Genomic DNA, 16,251 nt, shown 5'->3' with positions numbered 1-16,251 from the left:
GATCTGGGTGATGGACCCCGGCAGTACGAACCCGCCGCACGGTGCGTGAACCGGGCAAAGGATCGACTGTCAACCGGAGGACTGCCAGCATGGCAAACACGATTTCCACCGCCTTCACCAAGCAGTATGAACGCGACGTTCATATTGATTTTCAGCGGGTCGGCTCCAAGCTGATCAGCGCCACCCGTTCGCGCACGAACGTGAAGGGCAGCAGCACCAACTTCCGCCGCGTCGGCAAGGGTACGGCTGGCACCAAGGGCCGCAACGGCCTGGTGCCGGTGATGAACCCTGATCACAGCATGATTGAATGCGTGCTGACCGATCACTATGCCGGCGAGTTTATCGATGATCTCGATGAAGAGAAGTTGCAGGAACAGGAAGATGAACGCCAGATCATGGTGCGCACCGGTTCCAATGCGCTGGGCCGCAAGCAGGATGAAATCATCATCCTCAAGCTGGATGCCACCACGAACTATGCCGGCAACGACGGCAGCGATGGTCTGACCAAGGCCAAGGCCCTGGCGGCGATCCAGGCGCTGAATGGCGCTGATGTGCCCGACGATGGCCAGCGGTTTGCGGCGGTCGGCGAAAAGCAGTGGACCGATCTCTACAATATCCAGGAATTCGCCGATGCCGATTATGTCGGCGATGATCTGCCGTTCAAGGCAACGGGCGATATGCGCTTCTGGCTCGGCGTCTGGTGGATGCGCCATACCGGCCTCACGCTCATGTCTGGCAGCAAGCGCCGCTGCCATATGTGGCACAAGACCGCCGTGGGCACGGCCAGCGGCAAGGGCGTCAAGACGGATATCAGCTGGGAAAACACCCGCAGCGCGCATTTCGTCAATAACCGCATGTCGCAGGGCGCCTGCGTGATCGATGCCACTGGCGTCGTTTCCATGCGCTGCCTGGAAAGCTGATCGGACGGCATAGCCGCCCGATCGGATCCCTTCGTTTCTCTTAGAACTGGAGACAGGCAATGGCCCTGAACGCAAACAACCTGAGTGCTATCGGTTATGCCAACGGCTTCACGCTGTGGCACTACACCACCAGCGACACTGCCGCCACGGTGGATACCGCTGGTTATTTCAATGGTGTGGCCGGCCAAGTGCGCGTTGGCGACTTCATCATGTGCAATACCGGCGTGGGCGGCACGCCTGCCCATGGCTTCGTTGTGGTGCTGTCGAATGACGGCAGCACTGTGGACGTGGGCGATGCGGTCGCCCTTGGCGGCAGCGATACCGACTAATCCGGATCTCCGGATCTGACAACGGGCGGGGCCTTCGGGCTCCGCCCGCCTGTGTCCAAAACCCTGCAGGTGATGCGATGGCCAGCAAGAAAAAGCAAAACACCCCCGCCAGCAAGCCGGTTGCGCCGAAAGCGCCCAAGCCCAAGGCGGATCCCAAGCCCATGGTGGAACAGGCGGTGGGTGACAAGGCGGTGCGGTTCAAGCATCGCAGCATCACCTTTATCCGCGCCGCGGTTCCGGTGAAGGGTTAAGCCCATGTTGAGCGGCGCGCAGCTTTGCGCCGCGGCATTGGTGAAGCTGGGCGAAAAGCCGATCGACAGCCTGGAACAAGGCGGCGTTCCGGCCGGTGTCGCCAAGGTGCTGTATCCTCCGATCCGCGATGCCCTTTACTCGGTTATGCCGTGGTCGTTCCTGACCGTGGTGACGGCGTTGAACCGGCTGCCGGAGGCAACCCCGGAAGGTTTCAGCTATGCCTACCGGTCGCCGGCCAGCATGCTGCGGGCGATCACGCTGGGCGATGGCCGCGCCGATGGCCGCGCGCCCTATCGCATATTTTCCAACCGCGAGATCTGGACGGATGCGGAAGCACCGCTGCTGACCTATGTGGCGCGGGTGGATGAAAGCCTGCTGCCGCCGTTCTTTGATCTCGCGCTGATAGACCGGCTGGCGGCCGATTTCTGCATCCCGATCACGGAAGATGCCGTGCGCGCCGCATCGCTCAACAAGATTGCGGACTCGTCGCTTGCCCGTGCGCGCCTGGCGGATAGCCAGCAGAACACCCCGCAGGTGATGGTGGATGACACGCTGATTGCGGTGCGCGGATGAAAGTGCATACCACGCAAAGCGCCTTCACCAGCGGCATGCTGGATAGCGATGTTTGGGGCCGTGCGGATCTGAAAGCCTATTATCAGGGCGCGGCGGATCTGACCAATATGCTGGTGCTGCCCAAGGGCGGCGTAACCCGCCGCTGGGGCAGCGATCGGATCTACCGGTTTCCCGGCGCTGCGCCATCCGGCCGCAAGCTGGAGGCGTTCATTTTCAGCGCCACGCAGAATTACGATATCGCGTTTCTGCCGGGCGGCTTCAACATCTTCCACAATGATGCGCTGGTCTACACCAATACCAGCATGCCCTGGACGGCGGCGCAGATCGCGGCGCTGGATCTGACGCAAGACCGCGATGTGATGATCATTTCGCATGAAGCGTTTCAGCCGCGGCGCCTGTCGCGGCAGGGATCGCATACCGCCTGGCAGGTGGATCTGCTGGAATTCACCAATGTGCCGGAATACGAATACAAGAAAACCTTTGCCACTGTTTCCCTGACGCCGGCAGCCGTCAGCGGCAGTGGCATTGTGGCCAATACCAGCGGCGACTGGTTTCTGGCCGGCGCCGTTGATGTGGGCGCGACGATCGCCGGCAATGGCGGCGTGGCCACGGTGGCGTCGGTGGTGTCGGCAACGCAGGTGACGCTGAATATCACCACGCCTTTTGCGAACACGTCAGCGATCGCGGCGGGCGCATGGTCTTTCGACAAGGACACGGCCGGCACAAAGGCGGAGCCCTACTGGTCGAACCGGCGCGGCTGGCCGATGACGGGCCAGTTTCATCAAGGCCGCTTCTATCCTGGCGGCTGGCAGTCCCGGCCCAGCACCGTGCGCGGGTCGGAAGTCGATGAATATTTTTCCTTCAAGGAAACCGCCGATGCGCTGGCCGATGAAAGTGTGGAGGCCACGCTGACCGGTGAAGCCCTGCCGATCATCCGCAAGCTGTTCAGCAAAAGCAGCAACCTTTTCATTTTCACGGCCGATGGCCCCTATCTGGCTTCGGCCTCGCCGATCACGCCAGATGACTTCTACCCGGAACGCCAGGGCGATATGCCCTGCGCTGCCATCGATCCGGTGGAACTGGAAGGGGCGCCGGTTTTCGTCGGCGCGGTCGAGGAAGGCACGCGGCAGGCGATTTACGAACTGCAGCTGAGCAACAACGATGCGAACAAAGACAGCTATGTGCCCGATGAACTCAGCCTGTTGTCGTCGGAGCTGATCCGCGAGCCTGTCCAGGGCATGGTGGTGCATAAACGCAACCAGAAAAACACGGCGCTGTACCTGGTCGTGGTGAATGGTGATGGCACGGCGGCGGTGCTGAATTCGCGGCGGCGGCAGAACATCACCGCCTGGGTGCCGTTTGTGACGCAGGGTTATTACCGTGATGTTTCGGTGCGCGCCGGGTCGCTGAATATGCTGGTCGAGCGCGATGGCGCGCTGTTTCTGGAGCGGTTCAACCCCGACAAGATGACCGATTGCACCATAACCCTGACGGCTGAAACGCCGCAGACGGCGTGGAGCGGCCTTGATGATCTGGAAGGCATGACCGTGCAGCTGCGCGGCGATGGCCGGGATCTGGGCGATGCGGTGGTGGATGGTGGCGCAGTCACCACGCCGGTTGCCGTTTCGGTGCTGGAAGCGGGCCTTGGATTTGAATGGGCGGTGGAGCCCATGCAGGTGGAAGCGCAGCTGGAGGATGGCACGGCGATCGGATCCAGCCATCGGCTTGTGCAGACGATCGTGAACCTGCTGAACACCGGCGAACTGGTCGTGGATGGTGTGCGGCAGGATCTGCGGCAGATGGGCGCGCAGCTGCTGGATCAGCCGGTGCCGCTGTTCACCGGGCAGTATGCTTTCCGGCGCCTTGGCTGGTCGAACGCGCGCGATCAGCGCCGCGCCAGCACGCGCTTCACCGGCACGCGGCCGTTGCCGGCCACCATTCTTTCCGTGACCTGCGAGGTGAAGGGCTGATGGGCAAGGTTGCTGCAATCGCGTTGCCGCTCGCCGGTCTGGCCGCCCTTGGCGTTATGACTGGCGGGTTCGGCCTGCTTGGTGCCGGCGCCGCAGCGGGGGCTGGAGCAGGCGCGGCCGGGGCCGGCGCAGCGGCAGCGGGAACAGCTGCCGCTGCGGGCACCGGGGCGGCGCTGACCACGGGCGCGGCGGCTGCAACCACGGCCGCCACCACAAGCGCGATCGCGGCCGGTGATGTGCTAGCCGGTGCGGCGGCATCCACTGCGGCATCGGCTGCCGCCGTGGGTGCGCCGGCCGCTGCCGCCAGTCCCGGCCTGTGGTCGTCATTCCTGGCCGCGACGGGCCTGACCGGCAAGGAAGTGGCCGGGCTCGGGCTGAGTGCCGTGGGATCCGGCGCGTCGGTTATGAATGGGGCGGCGCAGGCGCGGGCGATCGAGGGGCAGCAGCAGCTGAAATCGGCCGAGGATGCCCGCGTGGTGGCTGAGGCCGAACGCGATAGCCAGCTGGAACTGCGCGCCCTGCTGGCGCAGCAGAATGCAACGGCAGCGGCCGAGGGCGTGGATGGTGGCTCGGGATCTGCGCTGGCCTTGAGTGAAGCGGCGGTGACGGCGGCGGATCGCAGCGCCACCAGCTTTGCCGCGCGCGCGCGCGCCGATCGGGAAGCGGGTTTCCTGACCATGCTGGGCGCGCGACGCAAGCGCCTGGCGAGTGGCGCGGGTGGCCTGCTGAGTTTCGGCGGCGACGTGGCTGACGTGTTGCGGGCGTGATCTGATGGCTGTTCGCACGGGTTCAACTCTCTCGGGCTACGGATCCGGCTTCGGCCGGGCCGGTGCGGCGCAGCTGGGCGATATCGGCCGGGATATGTCTGCCACGGGTGATATCGGCGTGGCGATCAGCCGCTTTGCCGGCCAGGTGCTGCAGCAGGGCCAGGCCGAGGAAGAGGCCGCCAAAAAGCTGAAGGTGACGGCCGAGGGTCAGCAGGAAGGCCAGGCGGCAGCCGTTGGCGATCGCTCTCCGGCGCTGCGTGATGGCAAGACGGCCGAGGATCTCGCTTTCAACAAGTCGGTGCTGACCGCGTATTTCTCGCGGCAGCGGCTGGTGGTGGAGGATCGTTCGCAGCAGATCCTGCTGGATCATCCGGACGATCCCGATGCCTTCAACAGCCGGTATGACAAGCTGAAATCAGAAGTGATCCAGCGGCTGCCGCCGATCCTGAAAGGCGATGCCGAACAGTATATGGAAGAGTACCGCCTGGAGCCGCTGGCCAAGGTGCGGGTGGCGCAGCGCAAGAAAGCCGAGGGTACGGCCAATGCCGTGCATGTCGAAACGATCACGCGCGGCGTGGATGACATGGCGCAGGCATGGCGCATTGGCGATGCCGAAAAGGGCACCATGGCGGCAGCCCGCGTGCGCGCGGCGATCGATGCGCGCAGCGATATCACGCCGCAGCAGAAGGCCGAACTGAAAGCGGGCGTTGATGTGCGCCAGCGCCGGGAAGTGGTGCTGGGGCAATTCGATCGTTTCCGCGCCAAGGGGCTGGATCAGGCGGAAGGCTTTGTGAATGACTTTCGCAAGGCCACAAAGGATCCGGGCATCCCGACCGATGAACGCGACAAGCTGGCCGATTATATGGATGCGCATCTGCGTGATCTGCGCCGCGAGGACCGCGAACGCACGGCGGCGCAGAAAGCGGACGATGCGGAAAAGCGTGCCGGCTGGCTGTCGGATTTCTCGATCCGCTTTGCCGAAGGTGCGGTGACGGAAGCCGAGATCGAAAAGCATTACAGCGCCGGCCTGCTCAAGCCAGGCGAGCGCACGCATTTTCGCGTGAAGCTGCAGGACATGGCAGACAGGGAAGCCACCGCGCAGGCCGCCATGGCCCGCGTGGATGATGCGATCGGCGGCGCGGTGGCGCTGGATCCGCGCAGCACCGATGACCGCAAGGCGATGAACGCGCATTATGCGCGGCGCACGCTGGGCTGGCAGAAGCTGCAGCCGGCCGAACAGGATCAGCGCAGTCTGATGTATGTGCAGGCCACCGGGATGGTGCCGGATCCGCTGAAAGCGCGGGTGCGTGGCGGCCTGCGCGGCACAGATCCGGGCAAGGTGGCGGATGCGGCCAATCTGCTTGACACGATGACGCGGCTCAATCCGCAGCTGCGAAACGAATTTTCGGAAGATGATATCGCCCTGGGCGATGCGATCGCCAGCCGGATCCGGCTGGGTGAGGCGCCGCAGTCGGCGGTGGCGCAGGCGCAGGCGGCGCTGTCGGTGCCGGCCGCGGAACGGCAGGCGCGGATCAAGCGGATCTCCGGCGACAAGCCCGACAAGGACGCACGGGCCTGGCTGGATGGCCAGGCCACCAGTGGCTGGTTTGGATCCTATCCGGCCGAAACCGGTGATGCGCTCTGGTCGGATTTCCGTGAAGCCTATCACCAGCACTTTTCCGCGCAGGGCGATGAAGGCGTGGCGCGGCAGATGGCCTGGAACCAAGTGAAGCGCGTGTGGTCGGTCAGCGATGCCGATGGATCCGGCAAACGCTGGATGCGCTATGCGCCGGAAGCGATCTACGGCAACGAATTCGGCGGCGCCTGGATCGGCGAACAGCTGCAGGCGGATCTGGCCGGCAATTCTATGTACGCCAAGGACACGGCGGGGCGGGTGCGGCTGGAGGCAGATCCGCTGACGGCGCGCGAGCGGGATCCTGCCACCGGCCAGCCGCGGCCTTTCTATCGCGTTCTGCTGAAAGATGACTTTGGCGCCTGGCAGCCGATGCTGGACAAGGATGGATCGCCGATGCGCTGGCGGCCCGATTTCGGCCAGCTGCCGGCCAACCTGCGCAAAAAGTATATTGGCGATCCGGTCGATCGTGCGCGCCGGGTGCGCGATGCCAGGCTGAACAGCGCGGATGCGGCGGCGGGCTGGTCTGCGCTGCAGGCGGCCGATGCCGTCGCGGCGGGGCGTGTCATGTCCAGCCCGGTCGGCGGCGTGACTGGCGAGGATCCCTGATGCCTTTCCAGCGCGACACGCCACCCGAGTTGCAGCCGGTGCTGGCGCCGGTCTGGCAGTCGCCGGATCCGGATCCGCAGCCGGGTTTCGGTGCGCTGGTGGGGGCTGCCTTCCGGCGCGAAAACACGATCGGCAGCGCCATCACCGGGATCCGCGAGGGCGCCGGGCAGTCCGCGGCAGCGCCGAACCGGGATTATGACCCGTTCGCCAGGCTGGAAGATCGCTATGCGCGCTATGCCGATGCCTTCGTGGAGGCGAACAGCGACGATGACGTGGCCGTGATCAAGCGCCGGATTGACGCAGAGGAAAGCGATCGGCGGCTGCTGGCGGCCGGTGGCGGGTCGGCGGTGGCGGCGCAGCTGCTGGCCGGCCTGGCCGATCCGATCAATCTTATCCCCGTGGGCGGGGTGGCGTTCCGCGGTGCCCGCCTGGGCGCTTCTGTGGCCCGTGGAGCGGCATCCACGGCACGGGCCGGTGCCCTGGGTGCGGCGGCGGCGGAAGGCGTCCTGCAGGCCACGCAGGAAACCCGCACGGCGGCCGAAAGCGTGGAGAGCGTCGGGGCAGGCACCCTGCTTGCCGGCATGCTGGGTGGCGCGGCGCCGCTGGCCGTGGCCGGCTTTCGCAAGCTGCGCGGTCCTGGCGGGATGCGGCAGGCCGCCGATGATGCCGCGCGCCAGCTGGAAACCGAGATTACCCCCCGGCCGGCCGGGCAGCCTGATCCGCTGGTGGAGCCTGGCGGGGTGCGGATCTCGGCCGATGAACTGCAGCAGGATCTGGCGGCGGCGCGGGCGGAAGCCCTGCGGGCGCCGCTGTCGGATGAAATGAACCCGGCCGGTGCGCCGGGCGGTGGTGGTTCGCTGTCGGCGGCCTCGGCGGCTGATGGTGTGCTGGATGAACGCCTGAAATCGGCACTGGGGGTGGAAAAGGCCATCAAGTGGACAACGCCACTGCTGCGCCTTTCCACCTCGCCATCGATCAAGGCGCGGCAGGTGCTCCAGCAGGTGGCGGAAACGCCGCTGGCCTATGACAAGAACGCGCTGGGCGTGGCCACGCCGATCGCGGCCGAAACGCTGGTGAAGCTGTCGCAGTGGCCGCTGGCCGATAGCATCGTGGATCTGGAACGGCAGTGGCTGTCCCATCGCGGCCTTGCCGGCAAGTCGAAGTTCGCCACGGAAACCGGTGATCTGGTGCGCGGCCTGCCGGAAGGCCATCTGACCTGGCGCGAATTCAAGGAACAGGTGGGCGCGGCCATGCGCCGCGGGGATACGCATGAAATCCCGCAGGTGGCTGCCGCCGCGCAGAAGCTGCGCCAAGGCGTATTCGAGCCGTGGAAAAACGAAGCGATCAAACATGGCCTGTTGCCCGCTGATGTTTCGGTGGAAACGGCGCAAAGCTATTTCAGCCGCGTCTACGATATCGAGCGGATCAAGGCCAGGCGGCCGGAATTTACCCGCACCGTGGCGGACTGGCTGGAAGGCGAGCAAAAGACCAAGGCCGAGATCCAGCGGCAGGTGCGCGATCTGGATCAGGAACGCGATGATCTGATCCGCCTGTTTGACAAGGCGGAAGCCAAGATCGGCCGGCGCGCGGCGCGGCAGCAGGATCTGGCCGTGCGCGCCGATGAAGCCAAGCGCGCGCAGGGCGTGGCCGTGCAACGCGGCTTCGATCTGGGCGCGCGACGCGACGAGATCAGGGCGGCACTGGATGATCTGGCCAATCAGAAAAAGCTGCCGGACAGTCTGCGCAAGCCCGATCGCCAGCCGGTTAGCCTGCTGGAATGGGTGCGCGTCACCGGGGGGCTGCGTGAAGAGGGCGGCGAACTGCTGGCGATGGGCGCCAGGCTGCGGCCGGGCCTGATCAACAACAAGGCCGGCCGTCACTTCGATGATGTGGCGCGCGATGCGTGGGAAAATGGTTACTTCTCGGATCTGACCGAGCGGCCCACGGTCAACCAGTTTCTCGATGCCATGCGCGATGAACTGGGCGGGCGCAAGATCTACACGCAGGCCGATCAGGGTCTGGCGGCGCAATGGCAGAATTATGCATCCCTGCGCGAACAGGTGGAACAGGCGGGCATTGATCCGCGCGGTATGGATGATGTGAAGCTGGGCCAGGCGCTGGAGCGGGCGCCGGCCAAGGCGATGGCGGCCGATCTCGGGCTGGATCTGGGCGATGATGTGGCCGACGAACTGGTGGCCCGGTCGCGCGAAACCGGGCAGCCGATCGAAGATTTGGTGGATGATCATGTGGAGCGCGCAGCGATCCAGTGGTATGAAGAGGAATACCGCGCGAAAGGCGGAGACAAGCGCAATGCCGAACCCATCCCCTTCGAGCCCAGCGAATTCCCGGAAGGGGCCGCGGCTCAATTCCCTGACCGGCCAGCCCAAGCTGGACAAGATCCGGATGGCGGCGCAGCTGCGCGCGGCGGCGGCGGATCCCGAAATGCCGGAGGAAGCCAGGGCGGCGGGCCTGAAACTGGCCGGGGCGCTGGAGCGGCTGACGGAGAAGCGGCCGGCCGATCGGCCGCAGCCGAGCGCCGACGACTAGACGACAATCTGCGGCGCCAGCGGATCCGCGGCGCCGAGGCGGATTTTCAGGGCCGGCGCCTGGGGGCGCGGGTCCAGGGGCTTTATGACAATCTGAGCGGGATCGAAAACGATCTGGCGGCCCTGCAGCGTTACCGCGACGATCTCGGCGCGCGGCTGGAAGGCAATGCCGATGCGCTGGATCAGCTGGTGCAAAGCTGGCCCGGCAAGTCGGATACGCCGGAAGCGATCCTGAAAGCGGCCACCGGTCTGGAGCGGGCAGAACTGGAGGATCTGGCCGATCAGATCGCCGATCATATTCTGCGCACGCCAGGCGGCCGGTCGCCTTATGAGGCTGTGCCGCTGGTGCGCCGTGTCGGGGATCCGGCCGCGCGCGGCCCGATGAAGGCGCGGGCCTTCAATATCCCTGATCAGCTGATCGAACCGTTTCTGATCTCCGATGCCGAAAAGGTGGCGCAGCAGTATGTGCGCACCATGGCGCCGGACGTGGCGCTGAAGCGTGCGCTGGGGTCGATCGACGGCAAGGAATGGCTGGAAGAGATCCGGCAGGATTATCGCGTGCTGCTGCGCGAGGCCAAGACGGAAGCGCAGCGGCAATCGCTGGAGCGGCAATCTGCCCGTGATGTGAATGACGCGGAAGCCCTGATCGCGCGCCTGCGCGGAACCTATGGTGCGCCGGCAGATCCCGATAGCATGTTCGTGCGGGTGGCGCGCGGCGTGCGGGACTGGAATTACCTGCGCATGATGGGAATGATGGCCACCAGCGCCATACCCGATATGGGCCGGCCGGTGATGGTGCATGGTTTCCAGCGCGTGTTCGGCTCCGGCCTGAAACCGCTGATCAGCGATTTCAAATCGTATCGCCTGGCCGCCGATGAAGTTAAGCGCGCATCGGCCGGGCTGGATATGGTGCTGGATACCCGCGCCATGAACATCGCCGATATTGGCGATGACTACGGCCGCCAGACGAAATTCGAGCGTGGCCTGAAGGCGGCGGCTGACAAGTTTGGCGTGGTGGCGTTGATGGCGCCGTGGAATGCCGCCATGCGGCAGTTTGCCGGCATCGTCACCAGCCAGGCGGTGATTGATGCCGTACAGGGCATGAAGGCGGGCAAGGCCGATGCCAAGACGATCGAGCGGCTGGCGTCGGGCGGTATTGATGCCGGCCGCGCGCAGATGATCGCGCAGCAGCTGGCCGAGCATGCCGAAACGCGCGGGGATCTGGTGCTGGCGAATACCGAGCGGTGGACCGATCGCGGCGCGGTCGAAAGTTTCCGCGCGGCGATCATCAAGGATGTGGATCGCATCATCGTAACGCCGGGCATCGGCGACCGGCCGCTGTGGATGTCGAGCGAGATGGGCAAGATGATCGGCCAGTTCCGATCGTTTGCGTTTGCCTCAACGCAGAAGGTGGCGCTGTCTGGCCTGCAGCAGCGCGACATGGCGGCGCTGAACGGCGTGGCGCTGATGACCGGGCTTGGTGCGCTGACCTATGGCGTGCAGGGCGTGGCGGCTGGCCGCGAGATCTCGAACAAGCCGGCCGTGTGGATCGCCGAGGGTATCGACCGGGCCGGCTGGACCGGCTGGCTGTATGACGTGAACAACATCATGGAAAAGGCCACGCGCGGGCAGATCGGCATGAACCGCCTGGCGGGCGGCGAACCGTCCTCGCGCTATGCCAGCCGCAACCTTGCCGGCGCCGTGCTGGGTCCGTCGATCGGCACGCTGGCCGATATGGGCCAGATCATCGGATCGGCCGCCAGCTTCGACTGGCAGGAAAGCGATAGCCGCGCGCTGCGCCGCATGGTGCCGACGCAAAACCTGTTTTACCTGCGCCGCCTCTACGATCAGGCCGAGGCCGGCATAAACGCTTCGCTGGGGGTGCCGCAATGAATGTACCGGTCCTGAATATTCCGTCGCTGGAAGTGGTGACCGCCAATCCGGGCCAGACCGCCTTTGATATTCCGTTCACCTTCTTCCTCGCGGCGGAAATCGCCTGCTGGGTCGATCAGGATCCGGCCGTGGGCTTTGGTGTCGTTGGCATGGGCGCTGCTGATGGCGGCACGCTTACGCTGTCCTCCCCCTGCGCGGGTGGCGAGCGCATCACCATTGCCCGCGTGACGGCGCAAAAGCGCGAAACCGAGATCGGTGTTGGTGCCGATTTCCGGGCCGATGCGATCAATGAAGAGTTAAGCCGGCTTGCCATGCAGGTGCAGGATCTGCAGGTGAAGGTGGGCAGGGCTGCGCAGCTGGCGCTGACGGATCCGCTGGTTGATATGACGCTGCCCACCTTGGCGGCGCGCGCCGGTAAGGCGGCGGGCTGGGATGAAGATGGCTTGCCGGGCGTCAGTACGCTTTCGCTGGCTGATATCGAGGGCGGTGTTACCATCGCCACCACACAGGCCGGCATCGCCACCACGCAGGCCGGCATTGCCACCACGCAGGCCGGCATTGCCACCACACAGGCCGGTATTGCCACCACACAGGCCGGCATCGCCACGGCGCAGGCGGCGGCCTCTGCCGCTTCGGCGCTGAATGCGCAGGCCGCGGTGCAGTCGGTCAGCTGGCGCAATGTGCGCTATGTGACCTCCGCGGCCAGCCCGGTCACTCTGGTTGATGAAGACGGCGGCGCGCTGTTTATCTGCGACACCAGCGGCGGCGCGATCGTGTTCAACCTGCCTTCGATCGGTGGGCTCGGGCTAGTCGATGATGTGGCCTGGTCGGTGGCCATGCAGAAGAAAACCGGTGATGCAAACGCCGTCACGATCAACCGCAATGGCACCGATACGATTGACGGCGGCACGGCGGCAGTGGTGCTGGAAAGCCTGAATGCCGGTGTCCAGTTGGTGGCTGATGCGACGCCCGCGCCGGATGACTGGGGCACGCTGGTGGTGACTGCTGTTCCGCCTGATAAGTCGGTAACTTTTGCCAAGATCCAGGATATCGCTTCGGCGCGGTTGCTTGGGCGCTTTACGGGCGGCAGCGGTTCGGCGGAAGAGATCCAGATCGGCAGTGGGCTGCAGCTGACTGGCGGCGTGCTGTCGGCGCCGGCCGCGACGCTGGCCGCGCGATATATGGCGGCCTCGGCGCTGACTCCTGTGGTTGCTGGTGGGGTCGGCGGCAAGATCGGCAGTTTCTATCATGCTGACAGCTTCGCCAGCGACACGCTGGCCACCAAGACGAATGCCAACTATTCGGCGGCGAATGACTGGTACGAGCCGCAGCGGATCTGGACAACGACCTTTGACGCCACCGTGTCGGCTGCGTTCACGGGCAGCCTCTTGGCGCGCAACCAGTATGGCTTCAAGCAGGTGATGCTGGCGTCGGTATTCAGTGCGTCGGGCAGCGCCATCCGCTTTAGCCTGCGCGGCCAGGCCGCCGAAGGCTTTACAACTCTAAGCTTCGATTTTGGCGAAAAAGCTGCCTCTGGCAATGCGTGGGACCGCGTTGGCAGCACCACGCAGATCACCGCAGATAATGGCAGCGCCAGCTTCACGATACCGACTGGCGCGCTCAAGGTGACTGACGAAATCACTATGACCTTCGATCACACGAAGGATTATGTGGCTTCGTTTGGCGTCAACAACTCGAACGATAATCTGGTGCATCGCAGCACCGCCACCACGGGCCTATCCTTCTATGAGAAGTCGGGCGGTTATACCGACTACATGAACGCGACCCCCAGCGGTTACGGCGCGCAAGGCGCGCTGTCGATGATCGAAAAGATCGAGGTGGCCACCGGTTACCTGAATATGACGCTGCGCCCAACCGCGCAGACGCTGGTGGCGGCGGATCCTGATATCGTTCGCGGCTTCTTCCTGATCTCGCCAGTGGATAGCATCAGCATGGGCGTTGACGTGATCGGTAAGGCTTCGATCAACGGCGGCAGCGGTTATGCCACCGGCACCTGGACCCGCGTGGGCGATTATGGATCCTTCCAGCAGTGGTGCCTGGAGGTTGATGTTAGTGCCCAGACCGGCAGCAGCCTGATCTGGGAAATCACCACGGCGAACAACAAAAATCTGCGGATCAAACAGTGCACTGGCTTGGTGCCGGAGTAACAGCGATGGGGATCGAAGATCTGCGCGTCCTGCATAAGGACGATCTGAAAACCCTGATCGAGGATGCAGCCGAGGAAGGCGCGCGCAAGGCGCTTTCGGCGCTGGGCCTTTCCGACCATGAGGCCGCCACGGATCTGCGCGAGTTGCGCGGCTGGGTCGCGGCGGTGCGGCTGGCCAAGCGCGAGGCGTTCAAGACGGCGATCAAATGGGTGATCGCGGTTCTGATCAGCGTGTTCGTCGCCGGCATGGCGGTGAAATTCGGCGTGAAAATCGAAATGAAGGATTAAGCCATGGATCAACAGGCGCGTGATCTCGATACGCTGGCGCGCACGCTGTGGGGCGAAGCGCGCGGGGAAGGCCGGCAGGGCATGATCGCGGTGGCCTGGGTGATCCTGAACCGTGCGCGCAAGCCGTGCTGGTGGAGCCGCAACAAGGGTGATGGCATCGAAGATGACACGATCGAGGCGGTGTGCCGCGACCCGTGGCAATTCAGCTGCTGGAATGTGAGCGATCCCAACCGGGCCAAGCTGCTGGCGGTGGATACCGCAGATCCTGCATTCCGGCTGGCGCTGGCGGTGGCTGAGGATGCGCTGGCCGGCCGGCTGCCGCCAGATCCTACGAGCGGCGCCTGCCATTACAAGGTTTCGTCGCTGCCGTGGCCGAAAGACTGGGGCGAACCGCGCGATGCGGATTTCGTGCATGGGCATCATGCTTTTTATAGGGGGATCGCATGAGCATTTTGGGCTTTCTGACGGGCGGCGGCGTTCAGGCCACTGCCACGCCGATCGAGGCGATCGGCAACGTGTTCGACAAGTTGTTCACCAGCGACGATGAAAAGGCCGCGGCGGCAGCAGTGATGGAAAAACTGCGGCAGCAGCCCGGTGCGCTGCAGGTGGAACTGAACAAGATCGAGGCGGCGCACAAGTCTGTGTTCGTTGCCGGCTGGCGGCCGGCCGTGGGCTGGATCTGCGCGGCTGGAGTTGGTTGGGCCTATCTCGGCCATCCGCTGTTCATGTGGGCGGCGGCGCTGTGGTCGCCCGGCCTGAAACCGCCTGAGATCCATACTGACAGCCTGTTTGAGCTTGTGTTGGCCATGCTTGGCATGGCCGGCCTGCGCAGCTTTGAAAAGACCACAGGTAAATCGAAATAGGATCCGCGCCGGCCGGCTGCCGGTTCAATGTCGTGAGGTGCAAGATGGTTGTGCGTCGTCTGTTTTTCGGCCTGGCTGGCCTAGTGGCCTTGTCGCTCTCCTTCGCCTTCGATCTCCTGGCGCTGCCTTCGGCAGATGGCTGGCTGCAGCTGGTGCATCTGCAACAGCTGGCCACGCTGGAAGATGTGCAGGTGATCGGCCGGCCGATGACTGGCTGGCAGGATCTGGATCTGCGCGTGGTGCGCATGTCTGGCCTGGGGCCGGTGTTCGCCTGACGCCCTGGATCCCTGCGGGTGGAATGGCGGCGCTGCAGAAATGCGGCGCCGTTTTTCGTTTAATCGATCTTCTCCGGATCGTAGGCGCCACCGAACCAAATCGCTTTGAAGGGCAGCGGGATCTGCACAACATGGTCCGGCAGCACCGCGAAGGCGAACACGGTGCGCTTGCCGCAGGATCTGCAGCGCATGCGCCTGGCGATCGCGTTGGGGTCGATCGTCGGCCGGAACTCTTTGATCAGATCTCCCGCGCGCACCACCTTTTCCACGCCGCATTGGCAGCGGAACGCCACATCAGCGTGGATCCTCTTATGCTCGGCCAGGGTTTGCAGGCGATAGGACATGGCGGGGGACTATATGTTCCCCTCTTGTTCTGGCGCAAGCCCGGTGCTATACCCGCCATCGATCCCGCCAAGTCGCCATCACGCTGGCGACTTGGCGTCATGGCATCCAAGTGCCTGCGGAGGCCCGTCCAAGTCGTGCGCGAGATCGATAAAAGCTTGGACGCGGCGGGGGTGTTAACGCGTTGATATTCCGTCACCGGCCAAGATCTCTTAATCAGCGGGTCCCAGGTTCGAGCCCTGGTGCGCCCACCATTTTTCCACTGTCGCGAAAGCACCTGCCGTTTCCGATAAAAGTCCAATGACCGCCCGGCAAGGGCTGCGCTAGCATGGATTTGCCGTTCAGATTGCCCTGCCCGGCGGTGCAGGCACGGAGTGCATGGCCATGACACCAGATGTCATTGCGTCTTACGCCACTATCATCCTGTTATTCCTGATGGCCTATTTCATGCTGGCCGCACCGGCTTTCCTGCTGGTGAAACTGGATATCCCCGTTGTCGCACAATTGCTGCGCGGCCTGTTCAGCGCCTATTTCCAAATGGTGGCCATTGCCGGTGTACTGGCGACGGCGGCAATAGCCAACACCGGCCGGCTGCATTTCGCCATCGCGATCGGCCTGATCGCTGCTTTCGCCGTGGCGGCGCGCCGTTGGTTCCTCGCCCGTATGGATGCCCAGTTCACGGCGCGCGATCGCGGTGATGTAGAGGCGGTTCACCGGCTCCGCCGGCTGCATTGGGCCGGCATGACTGCCAATTTCATCCAGCTCGCTGCCGTGATCGGTGGCGTACCGTATATTATGTGACTGCGCCGGCCTTGCCGGTGATC

15 protein-coding genes are annotated in these 16,251 nt (G+C 64.5%); 14 read left to right on the top strand and 1 reads right to left on the bottom strand.

What is annotated here, in order from left to right; genetic code table 11:
• The first annotated feature begins 89 nt into the window (after positions 1–89).
• The 13 genes from AAG821_RS02315 to AAG821_RS02255 all read left to right on the top strand — a co-directional run bounded on the left by AAG821_RS02315 (position 90) and on the right by AAG821_RS02255 (position 15,085).
• On the top strand, positions 90–920 hold the full coding sequence (locus AAG821_RS02315) for a phage capsid protein (RefSeq protein WP_341909666.1): 831 nt from the start codon (positions 90–92) through the stop codon (positions 918–920).
• 59 nt (positions 921–979) lie between these two features.
• Positions 980–1,249, top strand: a complete 270-nt coding sequence (locus AAG821_RS02310) for a hypothetical protein (protein WP_341909669.1) — start codon at positions 980–982, stop codon at positions 1,247–1,249.
• Between the two features lie 77 nt (positions 1,250–1,326).
• Positions 1,327–1,500, top strand: coding sequence for a hypothetical protein (locus AAG821_RS02305; protein WP_341909671.1), 174 nt, complete (start codon positions 1,327–1,329; stop codon positions 1,498–1,500).
• 4 nt (positions 1,501–1,504) lie between these two features.
• Positions 1,505–2,074, top strand: a complete 570-nt coding sequence (locus tag AAG821_RS02300; protein WP_341909673.1) for a hypothetical protein — start codon at positions 1,505–1,507, stop codon at positions 2,072–2,074.
• Complete coding sequence (locus AAG821_RS02295; RefSeq protein ID WP_341909674.1) at positions 2,071–4,044, top strand: hypothetical protein; 1,974 nt, start codon at positions 2,071–2,073, stop codon at positions 4,042–4,044. The genes AAG821_RS02300 and AAG821_RS02295 overlap by 4 nt, the downstream gene beginning before the upstream one ends.
• Positions 4,044–4,811 (top strand): hypothetical protein, encoded by a 768-nt coding sequence (locus AAG821_RS02290; protein ID WP_341916206.1) that lies wholly within the window; start codon positions 4,044–4,046, stop codon positions 4,809–4,811. The genes AAG821_RS02295 and AAG821_RS02290 overlap by 1 nt, the downstream gene beginning before the upstream one ends.
• 4 nt (positions 4,812–4,815) lie before the next feature.
• Entirely contained in the window at positions 4,816–7,053 is a 2,238-nt protein-coding gene (locus tag AAG821_RS02285; protein WP_341913702.1) for a hypothetical protein, read from the top strand.
• The gene (locus AAG821_RS02280) at positions 7,053–11,492 is read left to right on the top strand and encodes a hypothetical protein (RefSeq protein WP_341913700.1); all 4,440 of its coding nucleotides are present in this window, start codon (positions 7,053–7,055) and stop codon (positions 11,490–11,492) included. The genes AAG821_RS02285 and AAG821_RS02280 overlap by 1 nt, the downstream gene beginning before the upstream one ends.
• Positions 11,489–13,660 carry a hypothetical protein gene (locus tag AAG821_RS02275; RefSeq protein ID WP_341913698.1) on the top strand — a complete coding sequence of 724 codons (2,172 nt, stop codon included), beginning with the start codon at positions 11,489–11,491 and terminating at the stop codon, positions 13,658–13,660. Before AAG821_RS02280 ends, AAG821_RS02275 begins: the two co-directional genes overlap by 4 nt.
• Positions 13,661–13,665: 5 nt before the next feature.
• Positions 13,666–13,947, top strand: a complete 282-nt coding sequence (locus AAG821_RS02270) for a DUF6127 family protein (RefSeq protein WP_341913696.1) — start codon at positions 13,666–13,668, stop codon at positions 13,945–13,947.
• 3 nt (positions 13,948–13,950) lie between these two features.
• Positions 13,951–14,394: a cell wall hydrolase gene (locus AAG821_RS02265; RefSeq protein ID WP_341913694.1), complete on the top strand. Its 444-nt coding sequence runs from the start codon at positions 13,951–13,953 to the stop codon at positions 14,392–14,394.
• A complete protein-coding gene (locus tag AAG821_RS02260) occupies positions 14,391–14,810 on the top strand; it encodes a 3TM-type holin (protein WP_341913692.1) in 420 nt (139 codons plus the stop codon). Before AAG821_RS02265 ends, AAG821_RS02260 begins: the two co-directional genes overlap by 4 nt.
• Positions 14,811–14,854: 44 nt before the next feature.
• A complete protein-coding gene (locus AAG821_RS02255) occupies positions 14,855–15,085 on the top strand; it encodes a hypothetical protein (protein ID WP_341913690.1) in 231 nt (76 codons plus the stop codon).
• A 59-nt stretch (positions 15,086–15,144) separates the two neighbouring features.
• On the opposite strand, the gene AAG821_RS02250 is transcribed toward AAG821_RS02255, so the two are convergent.
• Positions 15,145–15,429, bottom strand: coding sequence for a hypothetical protein (locus AAG821_RS02250; RefSeq protein WP_341913688.1), 285 nt, complete (start codon positions 15,427–15,429; stop codon positions 15,145–15,147).
• Positions 15,430–15,811: 382 nt separating this feature from the next.
• Between AAG821_RS02250 and AAG821_RS02245 the strand changes: the two genes are divergently transcribed.
• Positions 15,812–16,228 carry a hypothetical protein gene (locus AAG821_RS02245; protein WP_341913687.1) on the top strand — a complete coding sequence of 139 codons (417 nt, stop codon included), beginning with the start codon at positions 15,812–15,814 and terminating at the stop codon, positions 16,226–16,228.
• Positions 16,229–16,251 lie beyond the last annotated feature (23 nt).

This window comes from Ferrovibrio terrae (assembly GCF_943372915.1).
In the GTDB taxonomy this organism is placed as follows: domain Bacteria; phylum Pseudomonadota; class Alphaproteobacteria; order Ferrovibrionales; family Ferrovibrionaceae; genus Ferrovibrio; species Ferrovibrio terrae_A.
Note: the sequence above shows the minus strand (reverse complement) of the source record. Positions and strands in the feature narration are given on the sequence as shown.